Annotated in this window: 11 protein-coding genes; 4 read left to right on the top strand and 7 right to left on the bottom strand. The window is 31.8% G+C overall.

What is annotated here, in order from left to right:
• Positions 1 to 55 precede the first annotated feature (55 nt).
• Positions 56 to 1,114: an exopolyphosphatase gene (locus CLU82_RS06485; RefSeq protein ID WP_100842317.1), complete on the bottom strand. Its 1,059-nt coding sequence runs from the start codon at positions 1,112 to 1,114 to the stop codon at positions 56 to 58.
• A gap of 242 nt (positions 1,115 to 1,356) precedes the next feature.
• On the opposite strand from CLU82_RS06485, the gene CLU82_RS06480 reads away from it, so the two are divergent.
• Positions 1,357 to 2,589 carry an MFS transporter gene (locus CLU82_RS06480; protein ID WP_100844957.1) on the top strand — a complete coding sequence of 411 codons (1,233 nt, stop codon included), beginning with the start codon at positions 1,357 to 1,359 and terminating at the stop codon, positions 2,587 to 2,589.
• A 463-nt stretch (positions 2,590 to 3,052) separates the two neighbouring features.
• On the opposite strand, the gene tsf is transcribed toward CLU82_RS06480, so the two are convergent.
• The 4 genes from tsf to rplM all read right to left on the bottom strand — a co-directional run bounded on the left by tsf (position 3,053) and on the right by rplM (position 5,937).
• On the bottom strand, positions 3,053 to 4,015 hold the full coding sequence (gene tsf, locus CLU82_RS06475; protein WP_100842316.1) for a translation elongation factor Ts: 963 nt from the start codon (positions 4,013 to 4,015) through the stop codon (positions 3,053 to 3,055).
• A gap of 112 nt (positions 4,016 to 4,127) precedes the next feature.
• The gene (gene rpsB, locus CLU82_RS06470; protein ID WP_100842315.1) at positions 4,128 to 4,922 is read right to left on the bottom strand and encodes a 30S ribosomal protein S2; all 795 of its coding nucleotides are present in this window, start codon (positions 4,920 to 4,922) and stop codon (positions 4,128 to 4,130) included.
• Between the two features lie 173 nt (positions 4,923 to 5,095).
• Positions 5,096 to 5,482: a 30S ribosomal protein S9 gene (gene rpsI, locus CLU82_RS06465; RefSeq protein WP_100842314.1), complete on the bottom strand. Its 387-nt coding sequence runs from the start codon at positions 5,480 to 5,482 to the stop codon at positions 5,096 to 5,098.
• A complete protein-coding gene (rplM, locus tag CLU82_RS06460) occupies positions 5,482 to 5,937 on the bottom strand; it encodes a 50S ribosomal protein L13 (protein ID WP_100432187.1) in 456 nt (151 codons plus the stop codon). The genes rpsI and rplM overlap by 1 nt, the downstream gene beginning before the upstream one ends.
• Before the next feature lie 348 nt (positions 5,938 to 6,285).
• Between rplM and CLU82_RS06455 the strand changes: the two genes are divergently transcribed.
• The gene (locus tag CLU82_RS06455) at positions 6,286 to 7,311 is read left to right on the top strand and encodes a LacI family DNA-binding transcriptional regulator (protein WP_100842313.1); all 1,026 of its coding nucleotides are present in this window, start codon (positions 6,286 to 6,288) and stop codon (positions 7,309 to 7,311) included.
• A gap of 68 nt (positions 7,312 to 7,379) precedes the next feature.
• On the opposite strand, the gene CLU82_RS06450 is transcribed toward CLU82_RS06455, so the two are convergent.
• On the bottom strand, positions 7,380 to 8,108 hold the full coding sequence (locus tag CLU82_RS06450; RefSeq protein ID WP_100842312.1) for a LytTR family DNA-binding domain-containing protein: 729 nt from the start codon (positions 8,106 to 8,108) through the stop codon (positions 7,380 to 7,382).
• The gene (locus CLU82_RS06445) at positions 8,095 to 9,117 is read right to left on the bottom strand and encodes a sensor histidine kinase (RefSeq protein WP_157813332.1); all 1,023 of its coding nucleotides are present in this window, start codon (positions 9,115 to 9,117) and stop codon (positions 8,095 to 8,097) included. The genes CLU82_RS06450 and CLU82_RS06445 overlap by 14 nt, the downstream gene beginning before the upstream one ends.
• A gap of 257 nt (positions 9,118 to 9,374) precedes the next feature.
• Here CLU82_RS06445 and CLU82_RS06440 point away from each other — a divergent pair, with 257 nt between their 5' ends.
• Both CLU82_RS06440 and CLU82_RS06435 read left to right on the top strand, forming a co-directional pair.
• On the top strand, positions 9,375 to 11,228 hold the full coding sequence (locus CLU82_RS06440; RefSeq protein WP_100842310.1) for an alpha-amylase family glycosyl hydrolase: 1,854 nt from the start codon (positions 9,375 to 9,377) through the stop codon (positions 11,226 to 11,228).
• 69 nt (positions 11,229 to 11,297) lie between these two features.
• The gene (locus tag CLU82_RS06435; protein WP_232735226.1) at positions 11,298 to 13,904 is read left to right on the top strand and encodes a DUF5916 domain-containing protein; all 2,607 of its coding nucleotides are present in this window, start codon (positions 11,298 to 11,300) and stop codon (positions 13,902 to 13,904) included.
• Positions 13,905 to 13,925 lie beyond the last annotated feature (21 nt).

Raw genomic sequence — 13,925 nt, 5'->3', positions numbered from 1 at the left:
GCCTTGTATTTGTTTTTTCTAAAATTTTGTAAAAAAATACTAGAATAATCCTGTTTTAATATATTTGTTTAACTCCTTTAGCATTATCAAATACATAACTTACTAACCAAGCAATTTGACCTTGTTTCGCAAAATAAATCTTTTTGTTTTGGATGTTAGGTATAACTTCAAGTGAAGTTTCCAAAAGATTAAATGCCGCAATCAAGTATTTTTGTTGGTATGTATTTAGTACTTTTTTCATGTCAGCATTGCTTTCTGCATTTGTAACAAATCTTTGATAGTTATTTTCGGCAATAGTTCTAATTGCTAAAATGTCATCATATTGTATTTGTGTGAAATTTTCTTCAGCTTTAGTTCCTGTTAATAAAGTATAAAACGCCCAAGCAGCTCCACCAGAGATGTAAACATTACTTTTGTCTTGTGATTCAGCTCTACTTGTATACATTTTTTTGAAACTCTCTCTAATTGTAGGTAAGTAGTCAAAAAGATTTTCATTGAATTCAAAAACTGTTTTTTGCTTACACTTTTTATTGATAATTTCTGTTAAAGTTACTGTTCCTAAATCGCATGATATTGGAAAAAATACTGAAGCATCGTTGATGTCTTTTGCATAACCACCTTTGGTATTTCCACCACCGATGTCAATAATCACAGAATTTAAATAATTTTTAGGAGGGATACAGCCTCTTAAAAGTAATTTTGCCTCAAGTGATGATGAGATAATTTCTATTTTTTTATTGGTAAGTTCTTTGATTTTTACAACTAAATCATTTGTATTATTCGCTAAACCTACCCCAGATGAAGCCACAATGAAGATGTTTTTGTCTTCTATTTTGTATTCATTAAGCATTTTTTTGTAATTGTTGTAAACAACGGTACCAGCTTTTTCGATATCTTCAGTTAATAAAGCTCCTTCAATTCCAATTCCAGCTGCAATTCCAACATTTTCAGTCCAAAATTCTTTTACATCATAGGTGTTCCTTTTTATGCTTTCCACCTGTAGAACGGTCATCTTGATTCCTTTACTTCCTATTTCTATTCCTCCGTAGAGTTGTGCTTGTGTAGAAATGGAAAGAACAAGGCAAGCTATTAAATAGTAGATTTTTTCTTTCATATTTTAATTGTTTTGGGGTTTCTTATAATTGCAAATCTATATTAAAAATTGAATAATTCACTTGTTTTGTGTTTTTTTTTAAAAAAAAATGTTTTTGTAAAATTTTTCTAAATGTTTTTAAAATGTTTGGTAAATGTTTGGAAATTGTTTTGTTTTTTAACTATTTGATTGTTGGTTGATTCAAAAAAAAATCTATTTTTGCCTTGAAGAACAAATTTTTTGCCCCAAAAAAAAAATTAATTATGATAAAAAAATACCTTGACAATTTTAAAGATTTTCCAAAAGAGATTTGGATCCTTACTTTAATTACATTTATTAACAGAGCTGGGACTATGGTTATTCCCTTTCTGTCGAAGTACATGAAAGAAAATTTACAATTTACTTATAGCCAAATTGGTTGGGTAATGGTTTTCTTTGGAATTGGTTCTATAATTGGAACTTGGTTGAGTGGTAAACTATCTGACAAAATTGGCTTTTATAAAGTCATGGTGTTTAGTTTATTTGCTAGTGGTATAGTATTTATCTTGTTGCAATATGCTACTAGTTTTGAAGAACTATGTGTGGGTATTCTAGTTTTGACTAGTGTTGCCGACATGTTTAGACCTGCAATGTTAGTATGTCTAAAAACATTTACTGCAAAAGAGGATAGAGCTCGAGCTTATTCATTGACACGAGCTGCTATAAATTTAGGATTCCTATTCGGTCCTGTATTAGGAGGATTGATAATTATGCAATTAGGATATGAGTATATATTTTATGTTGATGGAGCTACTTGTATATTGGCAATAATTGTTTTTGTGCTTTTTGTTAAAGAGAAAAAAATTCCAGTTAAAGTGCATAAAGAAAATAAACCTAAAGTAAAAGTTTCAGTAATGAAAGATAGGCCATTTATGTTGCATTTGGTTATTTGTTTGATTACCGGTATTCTTTTCTTTCAGATTTTTACTACATTACCTTTGTATCACAAAGAGCGATTTAATATGACTGAATTTGATAGCGGTTTGCTTTTGAGTTTAAATGGATTGCTTATCTTGCTTTTTGAACTTCCTATAGTGAATTATGTAAGTAGAAATAAAATCAATAATCATAAAGTTATTTCATTAGGTCTGTTATTAATGGCAACTAGTTTCTTGTTGTTGTTGCTTCCTTTTGAAGCCGTTTTGATTCCAATGATGTTCTTTATGACTTGCGGAGTAATGTTGACTTTTCCTTTTGCTAATTCGTTTGCAATGGATAGATCACATATGCAGGAAGGTAAGTATATGGCAGCTTTTACGATGAGTTATAGTTTTGCACATATTTTAAGTGCTAAAACAGGTATGGAGATCATTCAGAATTCAGGCTATGAGTCCAATTGGTTGTTTATGACAGGTCTAGGCGTGGTAGGTACATTACTTGTTTTTAGACTCTCTAAAATGGTTGAAAAAGAAGAATTGAAGAATGCTGCAATGGTTACTGTAGAAGTTAATGATTAAGTTTAATTTTCTTTTTAATTTACACAAGAGTTTCTAATTCTATAGAATTTTAAAATAAATAAAAAAGCAGTAAGCGAAAGTTTACTGCTTTTTTGTTGGTCATTTTTTTCTAGAATAAAGGTTTTACTTGTGAGGATAATGTTTATATTGTATTTCGATTTGTTTGTTTAGGAGCAATATAATTGTGTGTTTTTGGAAGAATGAGTACTGTGTTCTTGTAAATAAAATTCATCGGACACCTGTAAAAATGAGTGTAGTCAAGTATTTCTTTTGTTTTAAAGGAAAATAGAGGATTTCGGCCCCTATATGGGTTAGAGGGAATATTGTTTTCTTCTTTGTATTTATCTGCTAATTGGAATGGAATTTTGGTTAAAAAAAATCCCATCTCATAATAAAACGAGATGGGATTTATATAGTATGCGAAATCTAAAATAGATCTCGTTTAGTTATAATCAATAGATGATTATCCTAAAGAAACTCTTTTGAAACCTGTAATTTCAACGTTGAATCCTTTAACGTGATCGCTAACTTTTTTGCTATCATCTTTGATAAAGTTTTGATCTAATAATGCTTTCTCTTGGTCTAAAGTAGTATTGTCAGAGATGAAACGTAAAACTTTTCCTGGAATAATTTTATCCCAAATTTGTTCTGGTTTACCTTCAGCTTTTAATTCAGCTTTAGCATCTTCTTCAGCTTGTTTTAATACTTCTTCAGTTAATTGAGAGAAAGAAATATATTTAGGAACATTTTTTAAAGTTTTTCCTAAACGTTTTGCTTCTTCATTTTCTTTTTCGATTATAGCAATACGAGCAGCAAGTTCAGAAGCAACGAAAGCTGGGTCAAAATCTTTGTAAGATAAGGTGTCAGCTCCCATAGAAGCAACTTGCATAGAGATGTCTTTAGTTAAAACGTCACCATTAGCAATTGGTGCAGAAATTGCAGTTAATGCAGCAATTTTGTTAACGTGAACATAAGATCCAACGAAAGCACCTTCTAAAATTTCAAAACCACCGATTTCGATTTTCTCACCGATAACACCAGTTTGTTCGATTAATTTTTCAGCAACAGTAATTCCGTTGAAATCTGAAGCTAAAAATTCTTCTTTAGAAGAGAAGTTGATAGCTTTTTCTACTAATTCTTTAGCCAAAGTTACGAAAGCCTCATTTTTACCTACGAAATCTGTTTCGCAGTTTAAAGTGATGATAGCTCCTTTAGTTTTGTCAGCATTAATAAAAGAAACAGCAGCTCCTTCAGAAGAATCACGGTCAGAACGGTTAGCAGCAACTTTTTGTCCTTTTTCTCTAAGGTTTTGTATAGCTTTATCGAAATCTCCATCAGCTTCAACTAAAGCTTTTTTACAGTCCATCATTCCGGCACCTGTAGTTTGTCTTAATTTATTTACGTCTGCAGCAGTAATTGTTGCCATAATTTTTTTATTTTAAAGATTGAAAATTCTTTTAAAAGAAATTACGAATTACAAATTATGAATTACGCAAAACTTACATAATTCTAAATTCATAATTCGTAATTGTTTTGATTTATTCTTCAGTTGCTGGAGCTGCAGGAGCTTCAACTGCTGCTACTTCAGCTACAGGAGCTTCAGTGTCAGCAACAACTTCAGTAGTATCAGTTTCTTTATCAGATGTTCTGTTTGCAAGACCATCAATAATTGAAGCAGTTACTAAAGATAAAATTTTATCAATTGATTTAGAAGCATCATCATTTGCAGGGATAACATAATCTACTTCACGTGGATCAGAGTTAGTATCAACCATTGCAAAAACTGGAATGTTTAATTTTTGAGCTTCTTTTATTGCGATGTGTTCAGCTTTGATATCTACTACGAACAATGCTGCAGGAAGTCTAGACATATCTGCGATTGAACCTAAGTTTTTCTCTAGTTTAGCACGAAGACGATCAACTTGTAAACGCTCTTTTTTAGAAAGTGTCATGAATGTACCATCTTTCTTCATTTTATCAATAGTAGCCATTTTTTTAACAGCTTTACGGATAGTTACGAAGTTAGTTAGCATTCCACCAGGCCATCTTTCAGTGATGTAAGGCATGTTTGCAGCTTTTGCTTTATCAGCAACGATGTCTTTTGCTTGTTTTTTGGTAGCAACAAATAATATTTTTCTACCTGATGCAGCGATTTTTTTCAAAGCGTCATTAGCTTCTTCGATTTTTGCTGCAGTTTTATATAGGTTGATAATGTGTATACCATTACGCTCCATATAAATGTAAGGAGCCATATTTGGATCCCATTTTCTAGTCATGTGTCCAAAATGAACACCTGCTTCTAGTAATTCTTTTACTTCTACTTTGTTTGACATTTTTTGTACTAGTTTACGTTCTGTTGATTAGCAATGTATAAATGGCGATAAATCGGCTATATACATTTAGATGCTAAACTAATTCCCCACCTCGATGAGACAACAACAACATTGTTTTAAATTTTTTAATACATTCTAGAATGTCTTGTCCTATTTGAACAAGACAGGCAATATTAACGTTTAGAGAATTGGAATCTCTTACGAGCTTTCTTCTGACCGAATTTCTTACGTTCAACCATTCTTGGATCTCTAGTTAATAAACCTTCTGGTTTCAAGATACCTCTGTTTTCAGCATTTACTTCACACATAACACGTGCTAATGCCATTCTTACAGCTTCTGCTTGACCAGTTGAACCACCTCCATAAACGTTTACTTTTACGTCAAAGTTTGATGCATTTTCTGTCATAGACAAAGGTTGCAAAACTTTGTATTGTAAAGTTGCAGTTGGGAAATAAGTTGCGAATGGTTTTTTGTTTACAACGATAACTCCTGTTCCTTCAGAAACATAAACACGTGCAACAGCGGTTTTTCTTCTACCGATTTTGTGAATAACTCCCATTACTTAAGATCGTTTAGGTTAACAGTTCTAGGTTTTTGAGCTCCTTGTTTGTGCTCAGATCCTACAACAACATTTAAATTTCTAAAAAGTTCTGCTCCTAATTTATTTTTAGGTAACATACCTTTTACCGCTTTTTCTACTAATAATGCAGGGTTTTTTGCTTGCAATACTTTAGCAGTTAAAGTTCTTTGTCCTCCAGGGTAACCAGTGTGACGGATGTAAGTTTTCTCGTCTAGTTTGTTACCTGTAAGGTTGATTTTTTCTGAGTTGATAACAATTACGTTATCTCCACAGTCTACGTGTGGTGTGTAACTTGGTTTGTACTTACCTCTTAAAATCATAGCGACTTTTGAAGCAAGACGTCCTAAGTTATGACCATCAGCGTCTACAACAATCCATTCTTTTGTAGAATTGGCTTTTGTTGCTGAAATTGTCTTGTAGCTTAATGCGTTCACAATAATATATTTTAATTAAACATTCCATCCCCAATAAAGGGGTTGCAAAAGTACAATTAATTATTTTAAATCCAAATAGCTTAATTGATTATTTTTTTATTGAGTTTACGCTGATTATCAAATATATATTTATTGAAAGGGAATTTTGTTTTGGTTTGCGTTTCATTCTTTTGCAATAATTTAGGATAATTTTTTTTTGATGTTGCAATTTTTTTGTACTTTTCCGTTTTATCGAATTAAATGCCTACTTTTTTTTATGTTTTTATTAGAAATATGGGTAAGTATCGTCAAAATTCGAATAATTTTTTATTTTAAGACTATTAATTTAGCTCAAATACCACCCTCCAAATGAAAGCAAAAGCAACATTAAAACAAATTGCAAAAGAACTTAATGTTTCGGTATCTACTGTTTCTAAAGCGCTTAATGATAGTCCCGAAATTAGTGAACAAACTAAAATTAGAATTAAAGAATACGCCAAATTAAAAAACTACAAACCCAATGTTATTGGTTTAAATCTTAAAAACCGAAAAACTAAGACGATTGGAGTTATTATACCTAATATATTGAACTCTTTTTTTGCAAAGGTTTTTAGTGGTATAGAGAAAGTGGCAGACGAAAGGGGTTATAATGTGATTATGTGTATATCTAATGAGTCTTTAGATAAAGAGGCTCATACTATGGAGATGTTGAGTAATGGGACTATTGATGGTTTTGTTTTGTCTATTTCTGAAGAAGCACAAAAATTGCATGATTACAGTCATTTTAATTCTATTATAAATGATGGGACACCTATAGTAATGTTTGATAGAACAACAGATGAAGTTGAATGTGATAAAGTGATTGTTGATGATTTTGATTCAGGTCAAAATGCGACACAGCACTTGATTGATTTAGGGTGTAAAAACATTGCCTTAATTTCTTCTTCAAATAATTTAAGTGTTGGTAAATTAAGGGCTGAAGGGTATTTAAAAGCCTTGGAACTAAATAATATCGAAATCAATGAAAATATTATTATTCGAACTGAATCAGAATCAGATCATGATTTAGCAGAGAAGATTAATGAGTTATATTCTAATAATTTGATTGATGGAGTTTTTGCATTGGAAGAAAACGATTCGGTAGCAGCTTTAAAAGTTGGGGTAAAGAAAGGATATAAAATCCCTAAAGATTTAAAAATTATAGGTTTTGCTGATGGAATTCTCGCTTCCAGAAGATTGTCACCAAGTTTAACAACAGTTAGTCAGCATGGAATTGAGATTGGTGAAGAAGCGGTAAGATTACTAATCGATAGATTAGAATCAAAAGACGAACACAAACCTTATGAAACGGTAGTTATCAAAACAAAATTAAAAGAAAGAGAGTCTACTAAATAATAGTCGAAAAGCCATTCAAAATTAAGGAATGGCTTTTTTTATGTTTTTCAGTGATTAAAGAAAAGCGTCTAGTTTTTTACAAACGATTGTAATAAAGTAATCGTTTCGGTACTGTACAATCGACCAATCGGTAAAATTTTATTTTTGATAGTTACAGAACGGCTATTGAATTTTGTTACTTTTTTCAGAGTAATCAAGAAAGAGCGATGAATTCTGCAAAATAATCCTTCGGGTAATTTTTCAATCATCTCTGTAATTGATTGGTGGGTTTTGAAACAATCCTTTTCGGTATGGATTAGTAAATAGTTGCCTTGTGATTCAAAATAGACAATCTCGTCCAAATAAAGTTTGAGCATTTTTCTTTCGCATTTTACAAAAACAAAATGACGTTCAGTTTCAGTTTGTTCTAATTGATCTATTTTCTGATTTGTTTTCTGGATTTTACAATATTTGTCAATCGCTTTTGAAAACCTTTCGAACGAAATAGGTTTCAATAAATAATCAATTGCTTCTAATTCAAATCCTTCTACTGCGTATTGTGGATTGGCTGTTGTGAAAATAATTCCAATATCTTTTGGTAAAGATTTTGCAAATTCAATTCCTGATTTTCCAGGTAAATTAATATCTAAAAAAAGTAAATCTATTTTTTGAGTTTTCAAAACATTCAATGCTGTGTTTGTACTCATGAATTTTCCTTTTAAATCCAAAAAATCAAATTTAGAAATATGCATTTCAAGTACAATTGATGCGGGGAGTTCGTCTTCTATAATAATGCAATTGATTCTAGTTGGCGTCATTTGTTTTTATTTTTAAAGAAACAAAAAAAGAATCTTCTTCGTTTTTAATGGTTAAAAGATGTTGATCGGGGTAAAGTAATTCCAATCTTCTTTTTACATTGATTATCCCAACTCCACTATAAGGATTGTTACTATTTTTATTTTTGATAAAATCTGGGGGTAAACTATTTTCAATTTTAAAGACCAACCATTCATCAGATGTACTAATAGAGATCGTAATCCAGGCTTGATAATTGATGTCATCTAGGCAGTATTTGAAACTGTTTTCAATAAAAGGAAGAATTAAAAAAGGCTCTATAAACTGATTCTCGATACTTCCATTAATGCTGAAACTTAGTTCAAGTCGGTTGTCAAATCGCAATTGTTGTAGTGAAATGTAGTTTTTTAAATACTCTATTTCTTTTGCTAAAGGAATGTATTTAGTATTTACATCATAAACAGAATACCTAAGAAAGTCTGAGATTTTAAGTACAATGTCGGCAGAATCATCTGATTTACTCAGAATTTTGGAATATAAACTATTAAGAACATTGAACAAAAAATGTGGATGAAATTGGTTTCGTAATGAAAATAATTCGGATTGCAGTTTTTCGGTCAGTATTGACTGAACTCTGTTTTTCTCTTCAGCAAGATAATAAACCAATTTTATAGACAATGGAATAGTAACAACAAATTGCAATTTGATCACATTATATAAGTAGGCGGGTGCATATAATAATGATTCGGCTTTCCATTCGGTTAAATTGAAAGCAATGATAATATAATTGTCAATTAATCGCTGAATGAAGGCAAAGAACAGGATTGAAAAAATGTAAATGAAAAGGAAGAGTGTCTTTTTCTTTTTAAAGAATATAAAAGGCATTGCTATTTCGACAATCAGTAAAACAAATAATATTCTAGGTAGTACACTATAACATTCATTGGATAATGCTCTCCAAAAATCGGCAGTTGGTAAACCTTGAATTAAGCTGAACAACAAGATATATCCTAACCAATAGAATACATACATTTTTGTTTTTTGAGATGTTTTTCTGGAATACATAACAGTTTATTCGTTGTTCAATTTGTTTTCTGAATTGTAAAGCTAATGGTTTTGTTTTAGAATCAAAATCAATCAGTATAGAAAGCATGTTTTTGTATTCAAATGACATAAAGTACTTAAAATGGTTGTTTACAATACAAAATAGGTTGTTTAAATAAGTGGCTTTTTGATAGATAAAAAGTGAAATATCTTTCGCAGACTATTTAACCATTTATGTAACCATTATGAAAAAAACGATTTTAATTTCAATACTATTGTTTGGTTTTTCTTTGACGATTCAAGCAAAAAACACCGAAATTTATCCAACGAATTGGTGGACGGGTATGAAGACCAATTCAGTCCAATTACTCATTCGAAGTACTGATGATTCTTTTACTACAGATAATGTCAAAATTAATTATCCAGGGGTTAGCATTATTAAAACCTATTCATTTTCCAACAAAAAATACATTGCAGTTGATATTGTCATTGCGCCCGAAACAGTAGCTGGTGATGTGATTATAGAATTGAATCAAAAAAGCGGAAAGCAAAAAATAAAATGGCCAATCTATAATAGGAGAGTAGGCAATGGAACACAATATGCGCAAGGTGTTACCTCTAGCGACTTTATCTATTTAGCTATGCCGGATCGTTTCAGCAACGGAGATCCATCCAATGACAGAGTTAAAGGAATGAGGGATCAATCTCTTAACCGAAACGAAATGTACGATCGTCATGGAGGAGACTTACAAGGTGTGATTAATAATCTCGATTATATTCAAGGGCTTGGCTTAACTACATTGTGGCTTACTCCGGTTATGGAAAATGATATGGCTAAGAGAACCGAACACGGATACGCTATTACCAATCATTATAAAATTGATGCCCGATATGGTGGCGATGCTCTGTACGAAAAGTTGAGTGATCAATTACATGCAAGAGGAATGAAGCTTATTTTCGATGCCGTTTACAATCATATGGGTTCGTATAATTTTTTAGAATTGGACCCGCCAGCAAATGATTGGGTTCATCGTTGGCCTGCTTATACACAAACTAATTATAGAGAAATTACATTGTTTGATCCGTATGGTTCCAAATCGGATAAAAAAAGAATGAGTGATGGTTGGTTTGATACTATAATGCCAGATATCAATCAGGATAATCTTTTTATGGCCAATTTCATTATTCAGAATTGTATTTGGCATATTGAAAAATTTGGAATTGATGGTGTTCGTCTTGATACGTATACTTATAATGATTTAGATTTTGCAAATCGTTGCAATAAAGCGATTATGGATGAGTTTCCGAAAATGACTATTTATGGAGAAGTTATGGTTCATGGTGTGGCCAATCAGGCGTATTTTGAACAAAATAATATAGACGCAACTTTTAAAAGTAATTTGCCATCGGTGGTAGATTTCCAAAGTTTGTATTACGGAATAATTCCTGCTTTGACAGAACCTTTTGGTTGGACAACAGGTGTCAACAGATTGTATTATACTTTGAGCAGTGATTTTTTAAGTAAAAATTCAATGCAGAAAGTATTATTGTTGGACAATCATGATGAGCCTCGTTTCTTTTCAGTGGTAGGTGAGAATGTCGAAAAGCAAAAGATAGGATTTCAATGGTTATTGACTTGTAGAGGAGTTCCGCAATTGTATTACGGGTCTGAAGTTTTAGTAAAAGGATTTAAAGCACCCGATGGTTTGGTTCGTGCCGATTTTCCTGGCGGATGGAAAGAAGATACAAAAAATGCCTTTACAGGAAAAGGAATGACTGATGATGAAAAATCAACTCAGGAATTAGTTCGTAAACTGGCAAATTTTAGAAAAAATGCATCGGCTCTTAAAACAGGTAAAATGATGCAGTATATTCCTGTTGATGGTTTGTATGTTTATTTTAGATATGACGAAAATCAAACTATTATGTGTGTTATGAATGCCAGTAATTCCGAAAAAGAGATTGATTTTCAGAAATACGATGAAAGAACTACTGGATTCAAATCTGCAAAAAATGTAGTTACAGATGAAGTTTTACCATCATTGGATAAGAGAATTATTCCTGCGATGAAAATGTGGGTATTGGAATTGAATAAATAATTCAGGATTTCTGTGATGCAATTTAATTTACTTAAAGACAGAAATATAATTCATTCTAAAAAGTGTCTGTTGTTATTGTCGCTCGTCTTTCAAATGAGTTTTGGGCAACAAGCTCCTAAAGTTGCCAGAAAAGTTTACACCACAAAAGCATTAGGAACTCTTGCGCCTCCAGTTATAGATGGACTTCTAACGGATACGAGTTGGGATATTGTAGATTGGACTGGGGATTTTATAGAAAATCTTCCAGATGAGAATACAGAACCTCTTGAACAAACTAAGTTTAAAGTGGTGTATGATTCTGAATTCATTTATTTTGGATTTCGATGTTATGACAAAGACCCGAAAGGAATTGTAAAAAGATTATCGAGAAGAGACGGTTTTGAAGGCGATTGGATTGAAATAAACATTAGCAGTCATAACGATCAGCTCACAGCCTTTTCTTTTGCGGGATCTGTTGCAGGAGTAAAAAGCGATGGTTTTATTTCAGATAACGGAAAAACTTGGGAAGGAAACTGGAATCCAATTTGGTATTTAAAAACCAATGTAGATGAGGAAGGCTGGACCGCGGAAATCAAAATTCCGTTAAGTCAGCTAAAGTTTAGTGATGCTCCAGAACAAGTTTGGGGATTGGAATCCACCAGAAGATATTTTAGAACTGAAGAACGCTCGGTTTGGCAACGTATTCCTCTTGATGCTCCTGGATGGGTGAGTGAGTTTGGAGAATTACACGGTTTGATTGGTTTGTCTCCAAAACGACAAATTGAAATACAGCCGTTTTTACTTTCTAAATTAGAAACCTATCCGCCTCAAGAAGGAAATCCGTATAAAGACGGAAACGATTTTAAAATAAATGGAGGTTTGGATGCAAAGATTGGTATAACCAATGATTTAACTTTAAATATGACTATTAATCCTGATTTTGGTCAGGTAGAAGCCGATCCTGCTGCAATTGCACTGGATGGTTTTCAGATTTTTTATGAGGAACGTCGGCCGTTTTTCGTAGAGAACAAAAATATATTCGACTATATCTTTGCTGATAATCAGGATAATTTATTTTATTCCCGCAGAATTGGGGGTAATCCTCACAGTATTCCAACTGTTTCAGATCAAGCTTTTGTTTCAATGCCTGATAATACAACTATTTTGGGAGCAGCGAAATTTAGTGGTAAAACTAAAAGTGGCTGGTCTATAGGTGTACTTGAAAGTGTAACTAAAAATGAATTTGCAGAAATTTTAGAAGATGGTAATAAAAAGGAGGAATTAGTAGAACCTTTTACCAATTATTTAGTTACCAGAGTACAAAAGGATTTTAATAATCGGAATAGTTATATAGGAGGAATTTTTACTGCTACAAATCGAAATGTTGATGAAAATAATCTCAATTTTATTCATAAATCAGCCTATACATCGGGGATTGATTTTATGCACAATTGGAAGAATAGAAAATACTATTTTAAAGGAAATGCTGTAATGAGCCAAGTCAACGGTAGTAAAGAAGCAATAACAATTACTCAACGAAGTATAACACATTTGTTTCAAAGAGTCGATGCGGAAAATGTTTCAGTTGATCCTGAAAGAACATCATTAACGGGAACAGGAGGTAAATTCGAAATTGGAAAAGCAAGCGTTGGAAGCTGGCGATATCATGCGTCATTTATTTGGAGATCTCCCGAATTGGAATTAAACGATATTGGCTTTTTGCGTCAGGCTGATGATATTAAACAATATTCATTTTTATCGTATGAAACTTTAAAACCATTTGGGCAATTTAGAAAAGTAACGACACAGTTTGAGCAATTTTCAAATTTTGACTTTGATGGGAATTATAATAAAATGAACTATACTGTCACTTCGAATGCAATTTTAAGAAATAATTGGAGTGCCATTGCATCAGTAATTTATAAGCCTGTAAACTATTCCAATTCTATTTTGCAAGGCGGACCAAGATTTCGCTATTCCGAAGAGTTTTTTAAATCGATTAGTATTACATCTGATAGCAGAAAAAAATTCAAGTATAATGGATTTATTTATGACGGTCAAGGAAAGGACAATTCATTTTCTTATAGAGAATTTGGTTTGGGAATTATTTACCAGCCTGTGAATGCTTTTACTTTTTCTTTGAGCCCTGGTTTTTCTGTCAATAAAAATAAATTACAATACATTACCGAATCCAGATTTAATGGTGAAGCGAGGTATATTACGGGTAATTTAGATCAAAATACACTGAGCGCATCTATTCGATTGGATTATAATATTAATCCGAATTTAACCATTCAATATTATGGACAGCCTTTTATTTCAAAAGGGAAATATAATCATCTTAATAAAGTAGTTAATCCTTTGGCAGATTATTATGGAGATAGAGTAAGTCTGTATAATACAAATCAGATTAATTTTGATGAAGCTAATAATAACTATAAAATAGATGAGGATATCGATGGTACTGTAGATTACAATATTCATAATCCTGATTTTTCCGTTGCACAATTTCAATCTAATTTAGTGGTACGTTGGGAATATATTCCTGGCTCAGAGTTGTTTTTAGTTTGGTCACAAGCCATAACATCTAATGATATTACCAACGAAAATTTATTTAATGAATTGAATTCACAAATACTTGGAAGCAAACCTACCAATATCTTTTTGATAAAAATGACTTATCGGTTTATGTTGTAGGATAAAATTGCCTATTTTAGT

This window comes from Flavobacterium sp. 5 (genome assembly GCF_002813295.1).
In the GTDB taxonomy this organism is placed as follows: Bacteria; Bacteroidota; Bacteroidia; order Flavobacteriales; family Flavobacteriaceae; genus Flavobacterium.
The sequence above is the reverse complement of the archived record's forward strand: the minus strand, read 5'-3'. Positions and strand labels throughout refer to the sequence as shown.

What these genes read in the sequence shown, in the direction of transcription:
- CLU82_RS06485 (WP_100842317.1), bottom strand. Translation starts at nt 1,114, where the DNA reads ATGAAAGAAAAAATCTACTATTTAATAGCTTGCCTTGTTCTTTCCATT.
- CLU82_RS06480 (WP_100844957.1), top strand. Translation starts at nt 1,357, where the DNA reads ATGATAAAAAAATACCTTGACAATTTTAAAGATTTTCCAAAAGAGATT.
- tsf (WP_100842316.1), bottom strand. Translation starts at nt 4,015, where the DNA reads ATGGCAACAATTACTGCTGCAGACGTAAATAAATTAAGACAAACTACA.
- rpsB (WP_100842315.1), bottom strand. Translation starts at nt 4,922, where the DNA reads ATGTCAAACAAAGTAGAAGTAAAAGAATTACTAGAAGCAGGTGTTCAT.
- rpsI (WP_100842314.1), bottom strand. Translation starts at nt 5,482, where the DNA reads ATGGGAGTTATTCACAAAATCGGTAGAAGAAAAACCGCTGTTGCACGT.
- CLU82_RS06455 (WP_100842313.1), top strand. Translation starts at nt 6,286, where the DNA reads ATGAAAGCAAAAGCAACATTAAAACAAATTGCAAAAGAACTTAATGTT.
- CLU82_RS06450 (WP_100842312.1), bottom strand. Translation starts at nt 8,108, where the DNA reads ATGACGCCAACTAGAATCAATTGCATTATTATAGAAGACGAACTCCCC.
- CLU82_RS06445 (WP_157813332.1), bottom strand. Translation starts at nt 9,117, where the DNA reads ATGTATGTATTCTATTGGTTAGGATATATCTTGTTGTTCAGCTTAATT.
- CLU82_RS06440 (WP_100842310.1), top strand. Translation starts at nt 9,375, where the DNA reads ATGAAAAAAACGATTTTAATTTCAATACTATTGTTTGGTTTTTCTTTG.